The 20988-nt window shown below is 57.8% G+C and carries 23 protein-coding genes and 1 tRNA gene; 14 read left to right on the forward strand and 10 right to left on the reverse strand.

The window, feature by feature from the left end; all coding sequences use genetic code 11:
- The first annotated feature begins 5 nt into the window (after nucleotides 1-5).
- The gene (locus tag ABM562_RS08850; protein WP_460421463.1) at nucleotides 6-1223 is read left to right on the forward strand and encodes an MFS transporter; all 1218 of its coding nucleotides are present in this window, start codon (nucleotides 6-8) and stop codon (nucleotides 1221-1223) included.
- A 45-nt stretch (nucleotides 1224-1268) separates the two neighbouring features.
- On the forward strand, nucleotides 1269-1958 hold the full coding sequence (locus tag ABM562_RS08855) for an energy-coupling factor ABC transporter permease (protein WP_045200823.1): 690 nt from the start codon (nucleotides 1269-1271) through the stop codon (nucleotides 1956-1958).
- A gap of 4 nt (nucleotides 1959-1962) precedes the next feature.
- On the opposite strand, the gene yacG is transcribed toward ABM562_RS08855, so the two are convergent.
- Genes yacG through ABM562_RS08875 form a run of 4 tightly spaced genes read right to left on the reverse strand, consistent with a single transcriptional unit; the run spans nucleotide 1963 to nucleotide 4863 of the window.
- Entirely contained in the window at nucleotides 1963-2163 is a 201-nt protein-coding gene (yacG, locus tag ABM562_RS08860; protein WP_258578397.1) for a DNA gyrase inhibitor YacG, read from the reverse strand.
- Nucleotides 2160-2783: a dephospho-CoA kinase gene (gene coaE, locus ABM562_RS08865; protein ID WP_460421465.1), complete on the reverse strand. Its 624-nt coding sequence runs from the start codon at nucleotides 2781-2783 to the stop codon at nucleotides 2160-2162. Before coaE ends, yacG begins: the two co-directional genes overlap by 4 nt.
- Nucleotides 2783-3652: a prepilin peptidase gene (locus tag ABM562_RS08870; protein WP_460421467.1), complete on the reverse strand. Its 870-nt coding sequence runs from the start codon at nucleotides 3650-3652 to the stop codon at nucleotides 2783-2785. The genes coaE and ABM562_RS08870 overlap by 1 nt, the downstream gene beginning before the upstream one ends.
- A 2-nt stretch (nucleotides 3653-3654) precedes the next feature.
- Nucleotides 3655-4863, reverse strand: a complete 1209-nt coding sequence (locus ABM562_RS08875) for a type II secretion system F family protein (protein WP_460421469.1) — start codon at nucleotides 4861-4863, stop codon at nucleotides 3655-3657.
- A 217-nt stretch (nucleotides 4864-5080) separates the two neighbouring features.
- On the opposite strand from ABM562_RS08875, the gene ABM562_RS08880 reads away from it, so the two are divergent.
- From ABM562_RS08880 to ABM562_RS08925, 10 genes are all read left to right on the forward strand, one after another.
- Nucleotides 5081-5491: a pilin gene (locus ABM562_RS08880; protein WP_134061371.1), complete on the forward strand. Its 411-nt coding sequence runs from the start codon at nucleotides 5081-5083 to the stop codon at nucleotides 5489-5491.
- A 70-nt stretch (nucleotides 5492-5561) separates the two neighbouring features.
- Nucleotides 5562-5637, forward strand: a tRNA-Thr gene (locus tag ABM562_RS08885).
- A gap of 161 nt (nucleotides 5638-5798) precedes the next feature.
- Complete coding sequence (locus ABM562_RS08890; RefSeq protein WP_460421471.1) at nucleotides 5799-7121, forward strand: tyrosine-type recombinase/integrase; 1323 nt, start codon at nucleotides 5799-5801, stop codon at nucleotides 7119-7121.
- Between the two features lie 905 nt (nucleotides 7122-8026).
- Nucleotides 8027-9007 (forward strand): integrase domain-containing protein, encoded by a 981-nt coding sequence (locus ABM562_RS08895; protein ID WP_460421473.1) that lies wholly within the window; start codon nucleotides 8027-8029, stop codon nucleotides 9005-9007.
- The gene (locus ABM562_RS08900) at nucleotides 9004-9273 is read left to right on the forward strand and encodes a hypothetical protein (protein WP_460421475.1); all 270 of its coding nucleotides are present in this window, start codon (nucleotides 9004-9006) and stop codon (nucleotides 9271-9273) included. Before ABM562_RS08895 ends, ABM562_RS08900 begins: the two co-directional genes overlap by 4 nt.
- Before the next feature lie 381 nt (nucleotides 9274-9654).
- On the forward strand, nucleotides 9655-12030 hold the full coding sequence (locus tag ABM562_RS08905) for a hypothetical protein (protein ID WP_460421477.1): 2376 nt from the start codon (nucleotides 9655-9657) through the stop codon (nucleotides 12028-12030).
- Nucleotides 12031-12781: 751 nt separating this feature from the next.
- On the forward strand, nucleotides 12782-13504 hold the full coding sequence (locus ABM562_RS08910; RefSeq protein WP_460421479.1) for a zeta toxin family protein: 723 nt from the start codon (nucleotides 12782-12784) through the stop codon (nucleotides 13502-13504).
- A 9-nt stretch (nucleotides 13505-13513) separates the two neighbouring features.
- Nucleotides 13514-13678 (forward strand): hypothetical protein, encoded by a 165-nt coding sequence (locus tag ABM562_RS08915; RefSeq protein ID WP_178082781.1) that lies wholly within the window; start codon nucleotides 13514-13516, stop codon nucleotides 13676-13678.
- Between the two features lie 325 nt (nucleotides 13679-14003).
- Nucleotides 14004-14198 (forward strand): KTSC domain-containing protein, encoded by a 195-nt coding sequence (locus tag ABM562_RS08920; RefSeq protein WP_460421497.1) that lies wholly within the window; start codon nucleotides 14004-14006, stop codon nucleotides 14196-14198.
- A gap of 308 nt (nucleotides 14199-14506) precedes the next feature.
- Nucleotides 14507-15037: a hypothetical protein gene (locus ABM562_RS08925; protein WP_460421482.1), complete on the forward strand. Its 531-nt coding sequence runs from the start codon at nucleotides 14507-14509 to the stop codon at nucleotides 15035-15037.
- Nucleotides 15038-15116: 79 nt separating this feature from the next.
- Here the strand turns inward: ABM562_RS08925 and ABM562_RS08930 are convergent, their stop codons facing one another.
- The 3 genes from ABM562_RS08930 to ABM562_RS08940 form a co-directional block, all read right to left on the reverse strand.
- Nucleotides 15117-15485: a YcgJ family protein gene (locus tag ABM562_RS08930; protein WP_460421484.1), complete on the reverse strand. Its 369-nt coding sequence runs from the start codon at nucleotides 15483-15485 to the stop codon at nucleotides 15117-15119.
- A 63-nt stretch (nucleotides 15486-15548) separates the two neighbouring features.
- A complete protein-coding gene (locus ABM562_RS08935) occupies nucleotides 15549-15851 on the reverse strand; it encodes a DUF3077 domain-containing protein (RefSeq protein ID WP_460421486.1) in 303 nt (100 codons plus the stop codon).
- A 62-nt stretch (nucleotides 15852-15913) separates the two neighbouring features.
- Nucleotides 15914-16141, reverse strand: a complete 228-nt coding sequence (locus ABM562_RS08940; RefSeq protein WP_115085329.1) for a hypothetical protein — start codon at nucleotides 16139-16141, stop codon at nucleotides 15914-15916.
- A gap of 474 nt (nucleotides 16142-16615) precedes the next feature.
- Here ABM562_RS08940 and ABM562_RS08945 point away from each other — a divergent pair, with 474 nt between their 5' ends.
- Complete coding sequence (locus ABM562_RS08945; RefSeq protein ID WP_460421488.1) at nucleotides 16616-17218, forward strand: transglycosylase SLT domain-containing protein; 603 nt, start codon at nucleotides 16616-16618, stop codon at nucleotides 17216-17218.
- Here the strand turns inward: ABM562_RS08945 and ABM562_RS08950 are convergent.
- Nucleotides 17215-18090: an EamA family transporter gene (locus ABM562_RS08950; protein WP_460421490.1), complete on the reverse strand. Its 876-nt coding sequence runs from the start codon at nucleotides 18088-18090 to the stop codon at nucleotides 17215-17217. The two genes, ABM562_RS08945 and ABM562_RS08950, sit on opposite strands and share 4 nt — an antisense overlap.
- A 95-nt stretch (nucleotides 18091-18185) precedes the next feature.
- On the opposite strand from ABM562_RS08950, the gene ABM562_RS08955 reads away from it, so the two are divergent.
- Nucleotides 18186-18959 (forward strand): AraC family ligand binding domain-containing protein, encoded by a 774-nt coding sequence (locus tag ABM562_RS08955; RefSeq protein WP_460421492.1) that lies wholly within the window; start codon nucleotides 18186-18188, stop codon nucleotides 18957-18959.
- 14 nt (nucleotides 18960-18973) lie between these two features.
- Here ABM562_RS08955 and ABM562_RS08960 read toward each other — a convergent pair whose 3' ends face one another.
- Both ABM562_RS08960 and cra read right to left on the reverse strand, forming a co-directional pair.
- Entirely contained in the window at nucleotides 18974-19753 is a 780-nt protein-coding gene (locus ABM562_RS08960) for a TatD family hydrolase (RefSeq protein WP_460421494.1), read from the reverse strand.
- Between the two features lie 2 nt (nucleotides 19754-19755).
- Nucleotides 19756-20751 (reverse strand): catabolite repressor/activator, encoded by a 996-nt coding sequence (gene cra, locus ABM562_RS08965; protein WP_010220638.1) that lies wholly within the window; start codon nucleotides 20749-20751, stop codon nucleotides 19756-19758.
- Nucleotides 20752-20988: the final 237 nt, after the last annotated feature.

The raw sequence follows: 20988 nt of genomic DNA on the forward strand, positions 1-20988 counted from the left end.
TGCGTATGGCTGTGTCAGTCTGGCGGATATGGAGCGCGGTGACGGTGCTGTGCATCGCCTCCTTTGCGATGGTGACCTCCGAGTTTGCCCCGATCGGTTTGTTGTCACAGATCTCCGCCGACCTGGCGCAGGAGCCCGCCACGGTCGGGCTCAGCGTGACCGTGTATGCCTGGATCGGCGCGCTGAGCGGCTTGCTCGCCAACAGCCTGAGCCGCTGGATTGGCCGCAAGCCGCTGATGATCGCCCTGATGTTGATACTGGCGGCATCGAATGCGCTCTCGGCAATCGCCCCGGAGTTTTCTGCACTGCTGGGGGCCAGGGCAGTGGGGGCGTTGGCCCATGGCGTGTTCTGGGCCACCGTGGCCGCCACCGCCGCCCTGATTGCGCCCGCCCGGCAGATGGGCCTGGCCACCTCGATCGTGCTGGGCGGCATCACCCTCGCCACGGTCATGGGCGTGCCACTGGTCAACCTGGTGGGCCAGTACGACGGCTGGCGAACCGCCTTTGCTTGCCTGGCGTTGCTCTGTGTCGCCAGTGCCGGGGCAATCGCCCTGGTCGTCCCTGATCTTGGCCTGGTTGCCGCAGCACCAGGCACGGGTTATGCGGCGGTGCTAAGGCGCCGGGACCTACTGATCACCTTCGCCATAACCGCGCTGACGGCGGCCGCACATTTTGCCGCCTACACCTTTGTCGAGCCCTTTATCAGTCAGGTGCGTGACATCACGCCGGTGCTGATCGCAGCACTGCTTTTTGCCTTCGGTGCTGCGGGCTTTATCGGCAATCTGCTGAGCGCGATCTTCATCGACCGCTACCTCAAGCTCTTCATCCTCCTGGCCCTGATCGCCATGGCAGGGGCGCTGCTGACCCTGGGCCTGCTCGGGCCCGAGTTGAATCTGCTGGCCGTGGCGACCTTGCTGATGGTCTGGGGCGTCGCCATCTCGGCGCTGTTCACCGGCCTGCAGACCTGGGTGTTGCGCATCGCCGGCGCCCATACCGTTCCGGCCACGGCCCTGCATACGGCTGTGCTCAATGGCGCAATCGGCCTGGGGGTGATCATCGGCGGTGGGGCGCTTGAGGTGATCGGCCTGCGGGGCGCCATGCTCGGCGCCAGCATGGTGATAGTCCCAGCCATTGTGCTGCTGGTTGCGTCAGGTGCGCGGCGCCGCGCCACGCCTGCATTTTCCTCAACCACCGAGGCTGATCAAGCCCGCCCCGAGGTGTAGACTGCCCCCACGCCTATTGCCTCACTCGAACAAGGGTTATTTGCCGTGATCAGTGCCGCCGTGCTTTCCAGCCAGACCCTGACTATCGCCTGGGTCGCCTATGTGCCTGTGCTGATCTGGGCGGTGGCGCGTACCCGCTGGCTCGAACTGTTCGCTGACAGCCGTCGCCAGCACTTGCTGTTCGGCACGGTGTTCGCCTTGTTTGCCCTGTGGCTGGTGCGGCGTGACTTCGACACCGGGGTGTCGTATCACTTCATCGGCATGACCGCCGTGACCCTGCTGCTGGACTGGCCGCTGGCGATTGTCGGGGGCTTGCTGGCGCAGCTCGGCCTGCTGGCGCTGGGGCGCCAGGACCTGGCGGCGATGGGGGTCAATGGCCTGTTGCTGATCGGCCTGCCGGTGCTGGTTACCGAAGTGTGCGCGATCCTGGTGGAGCGGGCACAGCCGCGCAACCTGTTCGTTTATATCTTCTGTTCGGGGTTCTTTGCCGCGGCGCTGTCGGCACTGTTGTGCCTGCTCGGTGGGCTGGGTTTGCTGTGGATGGACGGGCGTTTCGTCATGCCGGAGTGGATCGAGGACTTTATCGGCTACCTGTGGCTGATCATCTTCCCCGAAGCCTTCATCAACGGCATGGTGGTCAGCGCCCTGGTGGTGTTCTGCCCGGAGTGGCTGGAGACCTTCAACCGGACCCGCTACCTGCAGGCCCCGTGGAAGGATGACGACCCCGAGCGCTGACGGCTCAGTGGTGCGGGTTGATATCGCCGGAGAACAACTCGTCTTCGGCATCCGGTGCGACCGGAATCTTGTGTTCTTCCGAGGCCCAGGCCCCCAGGTCGATCAGCTTGCAGCGGTCGGAACAGAACGGCCGGAACGGGCTAGCCGCGTTCCATTCCACGGGGGCGCCACAGGTCGGGCAATCTACGGTTGTTGGTTGGCTCATGCTTGGCCTCCTCGCAAAGTCAGGTAAAAGTGGTGCAGGCGGTCGACCTCCGAGCGCAGCCAGTCCAGATCGCGGTCATTGACCAGCACGTCATGGGCGTGGCGCAGGCGTTCTTCGCGGCTGGCCTGGGCCTTGAGGATGGCCTGCACCTGTTCGGCGCTGGTCTGGTCGCGCAGCAGGGTGCGCTGCACTTGCAACTCCTGCGGTGCATCGATCACCAGCAGGCGGTCGGTGCGCTTGTACTGGCCGGACTCCACCATCAACGGCGAAACGAACACCGCATAGGGCGACTCGGCCTTGGCCAGGTAGCTGAAAATCTCCTGGCCGATCAACGGATGCAGCAGCGCTTCGAGCCACAGGCGCTGCTGCGGGTCGGCAAAGATCAGCTCGCGCAGGGCGGCGCGGTTGAGCTGGCCGTCTTCGAGCAGCACCCCCGGGCCGAAACGCTCGACGATACGGGCCAGCGCCGGGCGGCCCGGCTCGACCACCCAGCGCGCGGCCTGGTCGGCGTCGACCAGGTGCACACCCAGCTCGACAAAGCGCTGCGCAGCGGCGCTCTTGCCACTGCCGATGCCGCCGGTAAGGCCGAGAATCCAGGGGGTGAAAGCAGCGGTGGTCATCAGAATCCGGAATATTTCAGATAGGAAGTGGTTATTTGACCACCCCAGAGCAGCGCGATCCAGCCCGCGATGGCCAGATAGGGACCAAAGGGGATCGGCGTGCTGGCCTGCTTGCGCTGCAGGCGCAGCATAATCAGCCCGATCAACGCCCCCAATAAGGACGACAGCAGCAGCGTCAGTGGCAGGATCTGCCAGCCGCCCCAGGCGCCCAGCATCGCCAGCAACTTGAAGTCGCCATAGCCCATGCCTTCCTTGCCGGTAACCATCTTGAACAACCAGAACACCGACCACAGGCTCAGGTAACCGGCCACCGTGCCCCACAAGGCATCCTCCAGCGGCACGAACATTTCGAAGGCATTGACGATCAACCCCAGCCACAACAGCGGCAACACCAGGGCATCGGGCAGCAGTTGATGCTCGATGTCGATCATGCTCATGGCCAGCAGGCCCCAGCTCAGCACCAGCAGGGCCAGGGCGGTGCCGGTGACGCCGAAGCGCCAGGCGACAAACAGGGTCAGCGCCCCGCAGGCGAGTTCCACCAGCGGGTAGCGCGGGCTGATGCGCGCCTGGCAACCGGAACAGCGCCCGCGCAAGGCCAGGTAACTAATGACCGGTATGTTTTCCCAGGGGCGAATACGGTGGGCGCAATGCGGGCACTGCGACGGCGGCAACAACAGATCGAAGCGCGGCGCTTGTGCCTCGCTAGGCAACTCCAGCACCTCGCGTGCCTCGGCCTGCCATTGGCGTTCGAGCATGATCGGCAGGCGATGCACCAGCACATTGAGAAAACTGCCGACGATCAGCCCGAGCAACAGGGCGATGCTCAGGTAAATCAGTGGCTGGCTGGCCAGGGAGTTCAACAGGTTCATGGTCAGATCACATTGCCCAGCTGGAAGATTGGCAGGTACATGGCGATCACCAGGCTGCCCACCAGCAACCCCAGGATCAGCACGATCAACGGCTCAATCAGGGCCGTGAGGGTGTCGAGCAGGTGGTCGATGGCCTGTTCATAGTGGCTGGCGATCCTGGCGAGCATATCGTCCAGCGTGCCGGCTGTCTCGCCAATGGCGCACATCTGCACCACCAGCGCCGGGAACAAGCCGCTGGCGCGCAATGCCACGTTCAAGGCTAGACCACTGGCCAGGTCCTCGCGCACCTTGTGCAGCGCCTGTTCATACACCGGATTGCCACACGCCCCGGCAACCGTCCCCAGCGCCTCCACCAACGGTACCCCGGCGCCGAACGACGTCGACAAGGTGCGGGCAAAGCGGGCGAGGGCGGCATGCCGGAGCAGGCTGCCAAGCACCGGCAAACGCAGGGCCAGGCGCACCAGCCACAAACGCAACGCAGGCTTGTGTCGATAACCCCAACCCCCCGCGGCACAAGCGCCGCCAAAAGTTATCAACAGCCACCAGAAGTGTGCCCCCAACCACTGCGACAGGCCGATCACCTGTTGGGTAAAGGCCGGCAGTTCGGCACCAAAGCCGCCGAACAACGACTGAAAGCGCGGCACCACCTCCAGCAGCAACAGCGCCGACACCCCGAAGCCCACCAGCAGCACCAGCAGTGGATAAGTCATGGCCTTTTTAAGCCGCGCGCGCAGGGCCTGGCGTTGCTCCTGCAGCGCCGCGACCTGGGCCAACACCACCTCCAGGCTGCCGGACTGCTCACCGGCATCCACCAGGTTGCAATACAGCCGATCGAAGTAATGCGGGTGCCGGCGCAGTGCCGTGGCCAGGCTGCTGCCGGCAGCAATATCGGCCTTGATTGCGCCCAGCAGGCTGGCCATCGCCGGGTTGGCGCTGCTCTGGGCGACTACATCCAACGCCTGCAACAGCGCCACCCCGGCCTTGACCAGGGTGGCCAACTGACGGCTGAACTGGCTCAGCGCCTTGCCATCCAGTGGCCGCCGCCATTGCCACAGTGGCGGGCGCACACTGGCGATACGCCCCGGGCGAATCCCGCGCTGGCGCAACTGCGCCCTGATCAACGCCGGGCTGCGCGCTGCACTTTGGCCGCTGATCAAGGCGCCCTGGGCGTTAGTGCCTTGCCAGCTGTACATCCGGTTGCTTTCGGTCATCGCCACATCCTTGTTGCGCTGCCTTGCACAAGCCTGGTAACAGCTCCAGGCCCCGAGTGGTGGGCAGGGTTGCCCGCCGCCCACTAGAGTAGTCGAGCCAGAGCGACCGAATGACCGCCACGGGGTGACAAAAGGTGTCTGTTCGGGCCTACTGGCGCGCCTGCTGGCGCCGCACCACTGCGGCCGGCATGAACTGATTTTGTGAGGGAGAGTGTCCATGAAAGGGCAACGCGGTATTACCTTGATCGAACTGATGATCGTGGTGGCGATCATCGGCATTCTGGCGACCATCGCCTTGCCGATTTACACCAACAGCCAGGTACGCACCAAAGCCACGGCGGCCCTGGTAGAAATTTCTGCCCTGAAGACCGCCTTCGACCTGCGCCTGAACGAAGGCAAAGACATCGCCAACGTCGCCGCCCTGGGCGGCCAGGAGCGCACCGCCCACTGCGCCATTGCCGCCAGCGGCACCGCGGCCACGGGCGTGGGCAGCATCGTCTGCACCCTGATCGACGCCCCGGCCATCGCCACCGACAAAACCATCACCCTGACCCGCGCCGCGACTGGCTGGGCCTGCACCAGCACCCTCAGCGAAGACCTCGCCCCGGCAGGCTGCAAAGCCCTCTGAAACCGGCGCAATTGCTGTTAATAAACAGTGATTTGCGAAAGCGACCCGGCAGTGGTAGCGTTATCGCCACGCCGGTGTAGCTCAGTCGGTAGAGCAGCGCACTCGTAACGCGAAGGTCGCAGGTTCGATTCCTGTCTCCGGCACCAGTTCACGTTCCAGCGAAGGCTACCAAAATCTCTGGAACCCCCGTAAAACCCGCCTTCTGGCGGGTTTTTTCGTTATGGCGTTCCGTCGGATTCCGACAGCTGCCAGCCGATTTAGGGGTAACGTTTGGGATAAAGTCGATTCGATAAAGGGGTTTACCCTTATGGCTCGTACTACTGCTCCCCTGACCGACACCGCCTGCCGTTCGGCCAAGCCTACTGACCGCCCCTACAAGCTTTTCGACGGTGACGGTCTTTACCTCCTCGTTTACCCCAATGGCCGTAAAGGCTGGCGCTTCAGGTATGTAAAACCGGATGGGCGAGAGGGGCTGACCTCGTTTGGCAACTATCCCGTCATTGGTCTCGCAGATGCTCGGCAGAAGCGTCTGGAGACCAAGCGGATGCTGGCTGAGGGCATTGATCCGATTGAATCCAAGCAACAGGCCAAGGCCGAGGCGGTTGTCAGAGGCCACACATTCGAGCGCGTTGCCTTGGACTGGCATAAGGAAATGTCCCTGAAGTGGGCGCCTGGCCATTCGAGGACTGTGCTCAGTCGCTTGAAGACTCACGTATTCCCGCTGCTCGGCGCACGCGCCGTCGTTGATCTGGATACCTTCGACCTCATGCAGCCGCTTGAGGCGATCAAGAAGCGCGGCACGATTGATGTAGCTTTGAGGGTACAAAACTACCTGCAGAGTATCATGCGTGAGGCAAAGCGGCTGCGGCTGATCACGGTGAACCCGGCATATGACCTTGAAGGCTTCATCAGCGCGCCACGGGTTACGCACCGACCTGCACTCCCGCTGTCTCGTCTGCCGGAGTTGATGGACCGCATCGAGAACTACAAGGGGCGCACGCTCACTCGGCTGACAGTCATGCTGTCGCTGCATGTGTTTGTTCGGTCCAGCGAATTGCGTTTCGCACGCTGGAGTGAGTTCGACCTGAAGTGCGGCATATGGGAGATACCTGACACGCGGTCCGCTTTGGATGGCGTCCCGTATTCGACCAGAGGTACGAAGATGGCGGGCGACATCCATCTGGTCCCGCTGTCGCCGCAAGCGGTGGCGTTGCTCGAACAGATTCATGCGATCACGGGGTACTTCGATTTGGTGTTCACCAGTGACGCTCGCTCGTGGAAGCCAATGTCCGAGAACACGGTCAACAGTGCTCTGAGGAACATGGGCTATGACACCAAGACCGAAATCTGCGGGCATGGCTTCCGGTCCATGGCGTGCAGTGCCTTGGTTGAATCCGGGCTGTGGTCAGAGACGGCTATCGAGCGGCAGATGAGCCACAGGGAGCGCAACAACGTTCGGGCGGCGTATATCCACAAGGCCGAGTTCCTGGAGGAACGGCGAATGATCATGAGTTGGTGGAGCCGTTACCTGGAAGCGAACCGGCAGGAGCATATTTCGCCGCATGAGTTCGCGAATCAGGCCGGGACAAACGTTTCTAGCCTAAGAGCAAGGCGTGGCGCAATCGAGTGAGCGCACGGCTTTGAAATTTCGGTGATCCGCTCTCCATACGGGTCCATCCAAACAGGGCTGCAAAGCCGCCCTGTTTGGATGGACCTCATCTGAAAAATCAAAAACACCAAATCGGCCACTGGAAACCACGGGATTCCGTACACGCCCAATGTCATTTTCAACCACAAAATCCAGCGGGCGAGTCGCTTGACCCCCTCGAATTGCGAGCGTAGAAAAGACAGTGCAAAGGCTGTCGTTGACAGCACCCCAGGTGACCAGAGCCTTCAAGGTCACGCCGCTCTCGCGGTGGTTCTCCCCCCAAATGGCGATTCGCATCCGGCAGCTCGCCCGGTCACCCCCCCGGTGATGGATGCCTACTTCAGATCATGGCCCTTGTGCGCCAGACGACACTTCCTACTTCGCTGCCCTGCAGCAACCTATCCGCTTGGCCGAATCTTGCGCCAACCTGCGCCCGTCTCTTTCTCCTGGAAAGAGACGGGCGCTTCTAGCACTGCTGCAGCCCTCATTGCACTTGGCTTTGCGGCTACTCCACTCGTGACAATCGGCGTGACAAACGCCGATGTCACCAGCAACAGCGATGTAGATGATGGTGCCGCAGACCACGGAGTGGACTGCAGCTGACTGACAGTCAGGCATGCCCCGGTCATCGCATCGCTGCGTTAACCCGGCTCAGGATCTCGCGGCGCTGGTCTCGTCAGCCAATGCAGCCTCCACCCGCCCACCGGTAACGGTGCTCAGGAGGCCAGATCATGAGATGCCCTTGCTCCCGGACGTAAGGAGCCGCCAGTCCCGCGTAGTGGACATTCCCCACAGGTCGCAGGGGCCTTGATCCCTGATAACACTCAACATTCTTGGCGGGATGACGTGGGGCGAGGATCGGAGACCAGGCGATGAGGTGATTCGACATGGCATTGGTGGGTAGACGCGATGGCCGTAATTTCGGCTACGGCAGGCAACTGAGCTATGCAGGGCCGCAGGCGTTGAAAGACATGTTCGGCGGCGGCCACTACGGCACGGTGAAGGCACACTGTGATCGGTGGCAGGCATTCGTCAGATGGTGCCGCTCCGAACAAGGGCCCGGTATCAATGATGCGCGGCAGATTGATCGGAAGGTATTGGCGGACTATGCGGCGTACCTGCGCGATGCGGTTGAGTGCGGTAGCCTCGCCATCAGCACCGCACAAAACCGCCTATCCAGCGTTAACAGGACAATGGCGGCGCTGCGCGGTGATCAGTGTGTGAAATTGCCCAGTCCGAGCAAGGCGTTGGGTATGCAGCGTACCGGGGTTCGACACTCGGTACCTCAGGGCCAAAACCGCCAACAGGTTCAGCAGATCGCCCATGCGCTTTGCCTCCAGCATCACCAACGGGCCGCCGCGATTGTTCTGTTAGCGCGGGCCACCGGCATGCGCATGCGTGAGGCCATCTTGGCTGACCTACCACGGCTAAGCCGTGAAGCTAACGATCTAGGTAGGATTAACATTCAGGATGGCACCAAAGGCGGCCGCGCTGGTGCCTCGGCACCGCGTTGGATTGCGGTGGACCACCATGTTCAAGACGCACTTGGGTTTGCACGGCAAGCGTCGCCTGCGAGTAGCAGCAACCTAATTGCGCCAGACGAAAGCTATCTGACTGTTCTGCAGGAAATCATCCGCCCAGCGCGGGACGTCCTGCATGCACACAACCTCAAAGGCTTCCATGAGCTACGAGCGGCGTACGCATGTGAGCGCTATGAGCAAATCACCCAACACCCTGCGCCAATCAACAGCGGCCAATGTCCCCGGGTTGATAGGCACCTTGATCGTGAGGCCCGAAGCCAGATCAGCTATGAACTGGGGCATGGTCGGATCGACGTGGTCGCGGCCTACATTGGAGGAAGGATATGAGCAAGCCATTCGATATGGAGTTGTTTTTGGCTAGCGTGCTAACCGGCTCGCTCGCGACCCGGCAACGCCATTTGCGCCAGGCAAGAATCATCCAAGTTGAAATCTCAGAGCGCTGGCAACGACAGACGCCTTGGGCCTGGCAGAAAAAGCATGTGGTTTGGTTTCTCGATCATCGTCTAACTAACCGCAGCGAAGCAACGCGGTACTACTACTTGCTGACCGTGCGGTTGCTGGCTGGTCGACTGCAAAAATCATGGGTATTCTGATCGCTAAGGTATGATGTTTTTAGGCGTTCTGTGCGTGCTTATTCTTGTGCTCAGGTCTGGTGATATGTTATGTGTGGTTCTAAATAAGCTCTGTTAGTGTTAGGGGGGGTCGTCAGTGTGAACGATATTAGTGTCGAGGTTTGAAGAATTGTAAGCTTTCTATAAGGGTCTGTTAGTCAGTAAATCTTGGGCTTTTACTTTTTTTGTTTTTGTTTTTGTTTTTGTTTTTGTTGTCTTTTTTATTTTGTCGTTCGGAAGCTAAAATTGGCGCCATCGCAAGGAGAGTGGTGTTCTCTAGAGAGCTAGAAGGTAAGATTCCAGACTACTCCTTGCCTATAGTGAAATTACGATTATTTTTTACAAGATATATTGGAGAGTAACATGGTTAATGGAGACGCTATAAGGTTTGCGCTGGATCAGCCCATCGACTGGGAGAAGTTCGAAGTCATGGTGTGTGATATATTGGCGGAGGATGATCTCCCGAGGTTGCGAAAGTTTGGTGGGCGGCATGATCACGGATTAGATGGCTATCAGGACTCCTACTACTCTCTTGAATCAAAAAGTGGTCCGTCCAGTAGCTTTATTGCCGTGCAGGTTAGCTCTCAAAAAGCGCAAAAGGTCAAAGTTTCTGACACTTTGAAGAAGCTTAAAGAGAACAATATTAGTGCGAACACTTTGGTCATGGTTTTTAGGGATGAGTGCTCATCCACGGTTGCTAGGCAGTTGGCTTCGCAAGGATTAGCTCATAATATAGCTGTGGATGTGCGGGATCGGGACTATTTGGCAAGGCGGCTGGGTCTATCAGGGTCAAAAATATTTTCTAGGCACCTCGGTACCGATATTCGCACGCAAGTCAATAGGTTGTTGGAGGTTCCTGATCCTCTCGCAGAGGCAAGTGATACGTTAAAGAAATCCATTTTTGTAGCAATGGCAACCTATGCGTTGAGTGCTAATTCTCGACTCGTAAAGGGCAAGCTTTTTGAACGTACTGTCCTAGGTATTATTGCGAGTAGTCGAGATGGTATTGAAAAACATGATCTTTTAAAAAAGGTAAGGGGCGCTCACCCTGAGCGTCGTATTGAGGATGAACAACTAAACTCTGCGATAAGTGGTCTGCGAAACTCTAGTGAAATTGAATTTTATAACGGGAGGTATCAGGCGTCGACGGAAGCATTAGGTAAGTTTGGTCGGCTCATTGAATCAGTTGATGGCGCTTATTCTTATGTCCAGGAGTGGGTCGCGGAACAGGTTAAGAGGCAGCATGCTGGTTTGAGTGATGCTGTTTTCGGCTATGTTGAGAAAAATGTTAAAGACGCCTTGGTCTACATAATAAGACTCATAGGGCCGAACAAAACTGAGCGCTACAGCATTGAGGTAAATGGTGATGTTGAGGTTGATTTGCACCGACTATTGTCTAAAAATGTTGGGCCAGATCTAGGGCGCACAGTTTTAGCTGCAATCGCTGGGTTCATTGAGGATGCCGAGCATAATAAAAAGCTGGCACCTTTTGTGCGCGCTTATGCTGCGTTAGCAATTAGGAATGTGGATCCTGTTGGTAAACAATGGCAATCAAACGTATTGCGCCGGAAAATAATGGCGCTGGATACGGATGCGGTGCTCAAACTCATCATCGAGGATTTACCTGAACACCAGTCTGTCAAAATCGCGTTGGAGGCGTTTTCCGCTGAGGGAGTAGAGATTGCTATTCCGCAATCCGTATTTGATGAGACTCTAGATCATATACAGCGCTCTCCTATTACCTACAATCGGTTCCAAGGAAGCATCGGTCGTCTACCGCTTCCGGCCATTGATACAAATGTTTGGAATGCTGTTGTGAGAGGGTATGCTTATGCTCTATCTAAATCATCAGCGCTCTCGTGGGATTCATATCTTGATCGTTACCTCGACCTAGATGAGGGGAGACATTATCTAGCGCACACCATCAAGCGTTTAGTCAACTACAAAATCATTGATACTTCTGAAGTTGCAGAATGTGATGTTGAAACACTGCGCTCTTTGACGGAAATTATGCAGAAGAAAGAGGAAAATCGTTTGAAGGCGAGCTTCCGCGGTGATGACCTCAAGGTTGAAAGAATCGACCGTGACTTGAAGATGTTATTATTTATGGCCGAGACGCAGAGCGGTGCTGATTACGTCGCTCGCGGTTACCTCGTCACTGAAGACTACGGGTTGTTTAAAGTGGAGAACTCGGAAGCGTGGCGGCCCCGTCCAAAAGTTGCCACAATGACTAGCACTCTGCCTTTTCTTGCGGAGTTCGTCTGTGGCGCGCGGTTAGATGATAACGATGTCGTTAGGCTCGTTTTTGAGCCGATTACTGTAGCAACTGCACAACTTTTAAAGCCGGAGATCGACTGGCTTACAGAAGCAGGTGGTTTGTTACAGGACCAATCAATGAACAAACTTGAGTGGTCCCTGTCGAAAGGGCTACGTAGTGAAATTCATGAGTTCAACAAGTCGCTTGAAAATGGTGCTGCACCTGATATGGATATGCAGTTCAAAGCCCTAGGCTCTGCTGTTGAAGCCGGAATTAAACTTCGGCCTGATCTAGAAGAAGCGGTTCAGAACTACCATAGACTTAAGCAGGTGGCCGAGAGTGATAGGGCGGAACTGGAAAAGCTCAAATCTGATCTCATGGCTTCCCTATATGAGGTTGCCGGTGATAGTTCGAAAGGACGGGCGCGCGCGAACCGAGTATTGGGTACGTTAAATTTGGATGTGTCGAAAAAGCCACTTTAAAATAATGTGGAAATCGATTGTCTTTGATTTGGCGGAGACGGCGTTTCTGGAGCTAGAGATTTTTATCTGCTAGCTCCAGTTTCGTTCAATTCTAAATGATGCAAAGCTCGCATGTTTACGAGCTTATCAAAGCGGAAGAGGTGGTAGTCCTATATCGTGAAGAAATAGCTCTGCCTTTTTTCTGATGTTATTTTATGGTCTTTGTATTTCATAAGTTTTATGTGTAAATAGCGATTGTTCATTGGGCAGTGTTGACATTTTTTCATAAGTTTCGGGGTGTAAGTTTGCTTGGTTCGAAATCGGTCAGATTGAGTAGTCGGAGAGGTGTATAGGCCGTTTGTGGTTTGTAATCTCGTCCGTTTTGCAAATCCTGTCTCAGGTCAAACTCTGCGTTAGCGCATGCGACAACTAAAGTTTGGTGATGGGGTATGTCAATAGTTAGTTCTATTGTATTACTCCATGATTTTGGTGTCTTCTAGCTCCTTGAGTGCTGCTTTGGGCGCGTTACGGTGTCGTGCAATGAGAAAAAGCCTGGGGATAAGTTTAGGGGTAGAAAGGTTTTCCCCTGAAAATAATATTTATAAAACTCAATGTTTTGTGTATTGATACGATTCCTGTCTCCGGCACCAGAGTTGTCGATAGTGTTCAGTTACTCTATCGGGCTGATGAACCGCCTTCGGGCGGTTTTTTGCTTCTCGGGGCGGCTGAATCGCTAACCCTAGTGGGAAGCTTGTCTCAGAGGATGCAACGGATGCCCTTTACGGCCGATGAGCAGCGGATTTGGGATGATGCGATAGCCTTCGCGAGGAGCAACAAGAAGGCTATCGGACGACGTTTGACGTCAATCGATATCTATCCGGCTGAAGAGGAGCCAGTCTCGGTTTTCATGTCAGGATCTCCGGGTGCAGGCAAGACCGAGGCGTCGATTGCCTTGGTGACCCTCTTCTCCAATTCTGCGATCCTGCGCATAGATCCAGACGAACTGAGAAGTGAGTTCCCTGAGTACAGGGGAGGGAACGCCTACCTTTTCCAAGGCGCCGTCTCGATTCTTGTTTCCAAAATTCTCGACTTCGCGCTGGATAGAAGGCAGTCTTTTTTGCTCGACGGCACCCTAGCGAATCTCGACGTTGCGAGACAAAATGTCGACAGGTCCCTGGCCAAAGGACGATACGTCCAGATCCTCTACGTTTACCAGAATCCCTTGCTGGCCTGGGAGTTCGTGAAAGCGCGAGAGCAGGCTGAAGGCCGGCGGATCCTCGTGGAGCATTTCGTCGAGCAGCATTTTGCGGCGCGTGACGTCGTGAACAGGCTTAAGCTAGAGTATGGTAAAGACATCCACGTCGATCTCCTGCAGAAGCACATCGACAATTCGGACCGCCTCTACAAGGCTGGCGTCGAAAAGATTGACTACCATATCCCCGAGCGCTTCACCCGCGAGCAACTGGTTGCCGCGATTGGGAACGCAATGCCCTAGGAGCTACCCATGAACCCGTTCAAGTCACGTTCTGAGAAGGTCAAAAGCCCCTTCGCTGAATTCATTCGCAATGCGAAATCTGACGAGAAGAAGCGTATCTACAGCACTGTCCTGATTGAGGCGACCAAGCGTCAAAATGAAATCATGGTTGCAGCGCAAGTGAAGAACGCTTGATCCGAAGTGCGTTACAGGAAGCCCGGCTAAAAGCCGGGCTTTTCTTTGGCCAGGAGCAAATGATAGTTGATGTGGCTGGTCTGCTGGCACCGTCAACCTCGTCAACTGTCAACCATCGTCAACCGGCAGCCGCTAGCAAAACGGCGCGGGTTTCCGACCCCGTGCTAATGGAAATTTTGCAGGGGTCCCGGAGTTGAAGGTGGTCAGAAGTCTTTTCTTAGTGCTGGCTGTCGGTGCTCAGGTGACGGGAGCCGATCAGGTGTCCTAGTATCTGCCGGGGCTGGCCATCATGGCCACCATAAGAGCGAGGGAATACGCGATGCAAATGGTCCAGGTCAGATCATCCGCTATTACTGCCGTTGGTTACGACGCTACGACGCGGAGAATGAAGATCACATTCAAGCAGGGTCGCACATACGATTTCTGCGGGGTACCGCCAGAGGTGCATCAGGGCCTGATGAATGCAGGCTCAGTTGGTGCTTACTATGATCGGGTAATCAAAGACAGGTATCAGTGTTGACTGTCGAGGACTCAGGTGCGGTCACTGGCAGGTGGTTTTCGATTTAGGGATACGTTGGGCGACTATTTTCTTTAAATCTCAGTATTTGCTGGTCTGAATTGCCAAGATTCGATTCCTGTCTCCGCACCAGATATCTGATTTCTAGCTGTCTGAGGCCTCTACGAAATGCCCAACAAATCCTGCCTTGTGCGGGCTTTGTTGTTTCTGGTTTTTTCTGATGTCTTGTTGTCTCTCTGCTGGTCCAGAGATTGAGAATGGATGTTCAGGTGGTACCATAGATAAGTATTACGGATAATGGAATTCATGGAGTGTCCAGTGTGAAAAAATGGAGGTTAGTATTAATCGGCACAGTTTCGCTGTTCCTCGTAGCCTGTGAGAAAGCACCATCGTATGAATTCGAGGGCACGTATTTCATAACTGAAGGTGAAGGCTGCACTATTCCGACAAGTGCGGAAGACAATGAGAGTTATTTTTTGGAAATAACTAGGCAGGTTCACAATGGAAGCTTGTCGTACTCCGCTAAGCTTCCATCAGCTGCAAAGGCTGAAATGCCTATTACTAGCGTGCAAAGCGCTTCGCCAACCAGCGATAATGAACTAACTTTCAATTTCACTCACGCTAAGGTACCCGGCGCCGTGCCGGGGAGCTCAAAGATGAGCTTCGAAATTTCTGTAGTACCTAATAAAAATAAGGAAGGCCATCTATGGCTGACTAAACAAAAGGCCATCATGGTTCAGGACGAGAAAGTAACCGAGTACGATGTTCTTGATAATTTGAGAAGATTTTTCGAACTCGGGCAGGCAGGGGCTTGCTTGAGAAAAGGAACAGCTACGGGCTGAGTGCAAGAGGGAGGCAGTGTTGGCGAGGGTAACTAGGCTCGTCCAACAGTGCCCCTTAAGCAGGGCCCCCGCCTTTCGGTCATTCGCCAAACAACGCCTTGGTGTATTTTTTAGAGATGACCCCGGATCGTTCCCCGTTCGCGCCGTAGTAGCGATCTTCACGACATAGTCGCTCTTTCACGTCGCAGAAAATCCCGTTAGCGAAGGTGAACTCGGTCAGGTCGACGTCACTCGATGTGAATACGTCGGTCGTCGCTGCCTTTTTGCCTAGGTACTTTTCCGTTAGCTCGCGGGAGATACCTTTGTCATTGGCGCACACGTAACGGTCGCAGAGCACGCCCGACACTGGCGTTTTCAGTGCGGCTCGCTGTTTGGCCTGTGCGGGCATCACGCCCACGGCCAGCAGCAGCGCCAAAGAAAGCAGAAGAGGTGATTTATTCATACTCATTGGACTTCGTTCAGTGGGTTTCAGATTTACGCAAGCCACGGCACAGCAGGTTAGCAGACCATGCTAAGGCAAAGAGGTTTCTACAAGACCAGGCGATTCATTCGCCGTCGCCAAATCCTCAACCAACGCCTTCGCCATCCCACTCAGAAAATGAGCCGCACAAGCCATTGCTTCATCCTCTTCAATCATCACTTGATGAGTCAGCTTGCTCACGCACCCCATCAACAAAGCCGCCTGCTCCAGCACATAACCTGCATTGTGCCCCGGCTCAACCCGAAACAGTCGTTCAGTAGTCTTCCCGCTCGGGCCTTCGCCGAAGGTGCCGACGCCTATCGTTTTCAGAACTGAAGCACGATCTTCGCTCATCCATACCTCCCAAAGCAGGCAGCCAGCCCTGCCAAAGCAACACTGGCGCTCGCCTGAAAAACTCAGTGCTTCAACTGAACCTTGCTCAAAGCCACTTCAACCAAGCTTCGGGCGTGTTCGATCTCATGCATGGTCGCCAAGGTCAGTACTTGCTCAGGTGGCCTGGGATGGAGCAGCACTGTCTGCTGAGCAATAGTCAGCGCACGGACCAAGTATCCGGAAGTCTGGACGAGAAGGTCTTCAAGGGATTGGTTGGGATGGTGCGGGGGATCTGGGACGATTTTTAGCATGACAAACTCCGACATCGGTGGAGCTGCCACGTCTCTGCTGTCAAACAAATGGGTGGCAGCTGTACGCGGGTTGACAGACCGAGGATATCGGAACTCGGCGCACACAAGTGTGCCCCACGTACAGCCGCCATAAAGCGACGTACATGTGGTCCGAACTCAGAAATCGGCCTGTCAAAACCGGTCGCTGGAATTGCCAACGACCGGCCGAGACTAGAGTCCTACCGGGACCACTGCAATGCTTTGAAAGCGGCAAAAGTATGATTGGGAAATGGACTACATGGAATCAGGAAATTCTGAAGATTTCCGCCGCTAAAGTACCGTTCTCGCGACTATTCGTTACAAATCCACAACACCTCTCTGGTGACCCTGCCATCACCCACGCCATCATAGGAGGTCACCGCAACCTGGCCCGTCCAGGCGCTGCGTTATATACGAAGGGCAACTAACGCCCTCTTTTTTCTGCTGGGGCGATGGATGAAACAAGGGCGAGTGTGGGCGCTGATGTTGATGGTTGCGGTCTTGTCGGGCTGCGCCACGGCGCCGCCGAGGGATCAGAACAATCTGTGCAATATCTACCGCCAGTACCCGGACTGGTACGAAGATTCGCTGAAGATGCAGCAGCAGTTCGGCACGCCACAACATGTGGCGATGGCGATCATGAAGCAGGAAAGCAGTTTCGTCTCCGATGCGCTGCCGCCCCGCGATTACTTGCTGTGGGTAATCCCGTGGGGGCGGGTGAGTTCGGCCTATGGTTATGCACAGGCCCAGGACCCGGTCTGGGGCGAGTACAAATCCGGTACCGGCAATGGCGGCTCGCGCGATAACTTCGATGACGCGGTCATGTTCATTGGCTGGTACACCGCCGGCACCCAGCGCCAGTTGGGGATTTCCAAGTGGGATACCTACAACCAGTACCTGGCCTATCACGAAGGGCGCGGCGGTTTTAGTCGTGGGACCTATCGCAGCAAGCCGTGGCTGATGCAGGTGGCGCGCAAGGTAGAGGCGCAGTCGCGGCTCTACGGTGCCCAGCTCAAGGCCTGTCGCCAGGAGTTGGAAGATGATCGCGGTTGGTTCTAGACCGTTCGGCGCAACAGCGGGCGAGTCTTGATCAGCCCCGCTGCAAGGGCCGCCAGAATGAGTGCAATGGCGATGCCTTCGTTGCGGTCGATGTGGTGGCCGAGCATGACGATGGAGCCGGTGATGCCGAATATCGGGATCAGCAACGACAGTGGCGCAACGGTTGAAACCGGGTACTCGCGCAGCAACAGGTTCCAGCCCCAGTAACAGAAGTGCGTCGCCGCGTAGACCTGGAACAACAGCGATAACAGCGCGACCCCCTCAACATGGCTGGCCAGGGCGGTGAACGGCGCGCTGCCCTGGCTGAGCCAGGTGAGCAGCAGCAAGGGGATCGGCGGGAACAGGCTGGCCCACACCACAAAGGCAAACATCTCACGCACTTTCGAGCGTTTGATGATGACGTTGCCCAGGCTCCAACTGAAGGCGCTGACCAGCAATACGCTGTAGCCCGCGGTCGTCGCCTGGCCGGGGCTGTTGGCGATAATGCAGATCAAGCCCAGGGCGGCGAGTACCACGCCAACGCACTGGCCAAGGCTCATGCCTTCGCGAAACAGCAGCACGCCCCACCCCAAGGTGAAGAAGGCACTGAACTGGATCAGCAGGGCAGCGGTGCCGGGTGGCACGCCCAGGCTGATCCCCAGGTTGATCAGTGCCCACATCGCCACGCCGAAGATCAAGCCGTAGGCGGCCAGCCAACCCAGGGCCACGGGCGGGCGTTTGATCAAGAACACCCAGGGCAGGGCGGCGAGGCTAAAGCGCAGGGCGGTGAGCAACAGCGGGTCGATCTCGGTCAGGGCCAGTTTGCTGATGGGGAAGTTCAGGCCCCAGATGGCTGTCACCAACACGGCGAGCAGCAGGTGTTTTCGTTGCATGGTGTTGTTATCCACAGGCGGGCAGGGCGTAACTATGCGCAATGCGGCTGCTGGCCCGCTTGCGCTATCGGGTCGTAGGTCGTTAGATTCGGGCCATGATTGCTATCGACCCGTATGAACACATTCCCCGCGACGCGGTGGTAACCGCCGTTGACTATGCCGATGGCCATCACTTCGCCCTGCACACCCATCAGCGCGGGCAGTTCGCCTATGCGGCCTGTGGGGTGATCACCGTGTTCACCCGCCAGGGCAACTGGGTGGTGCCGCCGCAACGGGCCATCTGGGTGCCGGCGCAGGTGCCCCATGAGATGGTCATGAGCGGGCCGGTGACCATGCTCAACACCTACATCAGCAACGCGGCGGCGGCACGCTTGGGGCTGCCGGAGTTGTGTCAGGTGTTCGATGTTTCGGCATTTTTGCGTCAGTTGATGATCCAGGCGGCGCAGGTGCCGGCGCTGTATGCGCAAGAAGAGCGCGACGGTCATTTGATGGCGTTGCTGCTGCATGAAATCGCCAGCATGGCGCCGCTGTCGCTGAATGCGCCGCTGCCGGATGATCCGCGCTTGGCCCAGGCTTGCCAGCGGCTGCTGCAGCAACCGTCGCTTGAAGTGAGCATCGATGACATGGCCCGGCAGGTGGGCAGGAGCCGGCGCACCTTCACCCGGCTGTTTCGTCAGCAAACCGGTATCAGCTTTGTCGAATGGCGCCAGCAGGCGTGCCTGTTGGCGGCGGTGGTACGCCTGGGCAATGGCGAGTCGGTTACCCGGGTGGCGATGGACCTGGGCTACAGTAGCCCCAGTGCCTTCACCAGTGTTTTTCGTAAAGCCTTGGGGGCGGCGCCGAGTCGGTATTTCAGCAAGGAAGGGTGAGGCGTGCGGCAGGGTTATGCCCAGCCAAACAACTCACAGGCATTGCCCGTACTCACCTCAGCCAACCGCTCAACCTCAATCCCCATGATCCCAGCCAGCGCCTGGGCAATCTGCGGCAGATGCTCCGGGCTGTTGCGCACGCCCGGGAACATCACCGGCGCCATGTCCGGCGCGTCGGTTTCCAGCACCACGCTGTCCAGCGGCAACTGCGGCAGCACCTTGTGCAAGCGCAGCGCCTGCGGCCAGGTCGCGGCGCCGCCAAGGCCGAGTTTGAAGCCCAGCTTGTGATACTCGCGCGCCTCTTCAACGCTGCCGGCAAAGGCATGGATGATGCCGCCACGCTTGAGCTTGTAGCGCTTGAGCGTGGCGATTACCACGGCGTGGCTGCGGCGTACGTGGAGCAGGGCGGGCAGGTTGCAGTCGACGGCCAGTTGCAGCTGGGCTTCGAACAGCGCCTGCTGGCGCTCGCGGTCGAGTTCGGGCAGGTAGTAATCCAGGCCGAACTCGCCGACGGCGCACAGCTGGCGCTCACCCTGCAGGCGGGTCAGCCAGTCGCCCAGTTCGGTCAGGTGTTCGGGGCGGTGCTGGTCGAGGTAGACCGGGTGCAGGCCGAACGCCGCGTACAGCTGCGGGTCGCTGCGCACCAGGTCCCAGACTCGCTGCCAGTTGCTTTGATACACCCCCAGCACCACCATGCGCTCGACCCCGCCGGCCCGGGCATTGGCCAGCAGGGCCGGGCGGTCGGGGTCGAAGTCTGGAAAATCCAGATGGGTGTGGGTGTCGATCAGGCGCATGGTTAGGCCGTGAAGATTCGCTGTTTGAAGGTTCGACCGATGGCGTGCACGCCGGGTTCGTACTGTTTTTGTTCAACAGCGGCGAGGGCCAGCTTGAGCGCGGTTTCGGCGATCAGGCCGTGTTGCTGGGCCATGGCGTTGACCGGCAGCGGCAAGAAGTCGAGCAACTGGTTGTCGCCGAAGGTGCCCAACTGCAGGCTGCGCGAGTCGGCCGGGCGTGCTTGCAGCACGTCGAACACGCCTTGCAGCAGCACGTAGGAGGTGGTCACCAGGGCGTCGGGCAGGCGGCCGAGTTCTTCGATCAGTTGGTTCATCAGGCGCTGGCCGCACTCGCGGCTAAAGGCTTCGCCTTGCAGACGGCTGATCTTGCCGTTGAAGCCTTCCAGGGCCTGGTCGAAACCGCCGGCGCGGGCCTGGCTGACGCTGAGCTCCGGGCGGGCGCCGATCAGGGCGATGTGCGCGGGTTTGGTGGCCAGCAGGCTGCGGGTCAGTTGCTGGCTGGCGTTGCGGTCGTCGCTGACGATCGAGCAGAAGTGTGCCGGGTCGAGGCTGCGGTCGATGGCGATGATCGGCAGGCCCTTGGCTTGCAGTTCGCGGTAGCTGTCGTCTTCCGGCGGCAGGCAGCTGGCGACGAACAGCGCGTCGCAACGGCGGGCGCGGAACAGTTGCTGGAGCTGGCGCTCGCTCTCGGGCTGGTCGTCGCTGCTGGCGATCAGCAGTTGGTAGCCCTGGGCCCGGGCGCGTTGTTCCAGTTGCTTGGCGATGCGCGCGTAGCTGGGGTTTTCCAGGTCGGGGAGGATGAACCCCAGGGTACGCGTGTGCCGGCTGCGCAAACCTGCGGCCTGGGGGTTGGGGGTGAAGCCATGGGCTTCGACCACCGCCCGCACCCGCTCGACAGTGCTGTTGCTGATGCGTTGCTGTTCGGCCTTGCCATTGATGACGTAGCTGGCGGTGGTGACGGACACACCGGCCAGACGCGCGATATCGCTGAGTTTCACCGCATTTTCCTTGTTATTACCGAGACTGGCTGCAGAGCCTGACCGGGTATTGTCGCCGATCCTGCGAGGGCGGCGCAGACGACCATTGTCGCAATTGTCCGACAATATGGGCAATGTTGTTCACATCGGTGTGAGCAACTGTCATTGGCAGGTAGCCAGCATATCAGGCGGTGCCTGGGTTACGACCGCTTCGCGCTCGATCGCTGGCAAGTCCAGCTCCCACAGAGTTGGCGCAGT

This window comes from Pseudomonas sp. ZL2, from assembly GCF_054788455.1.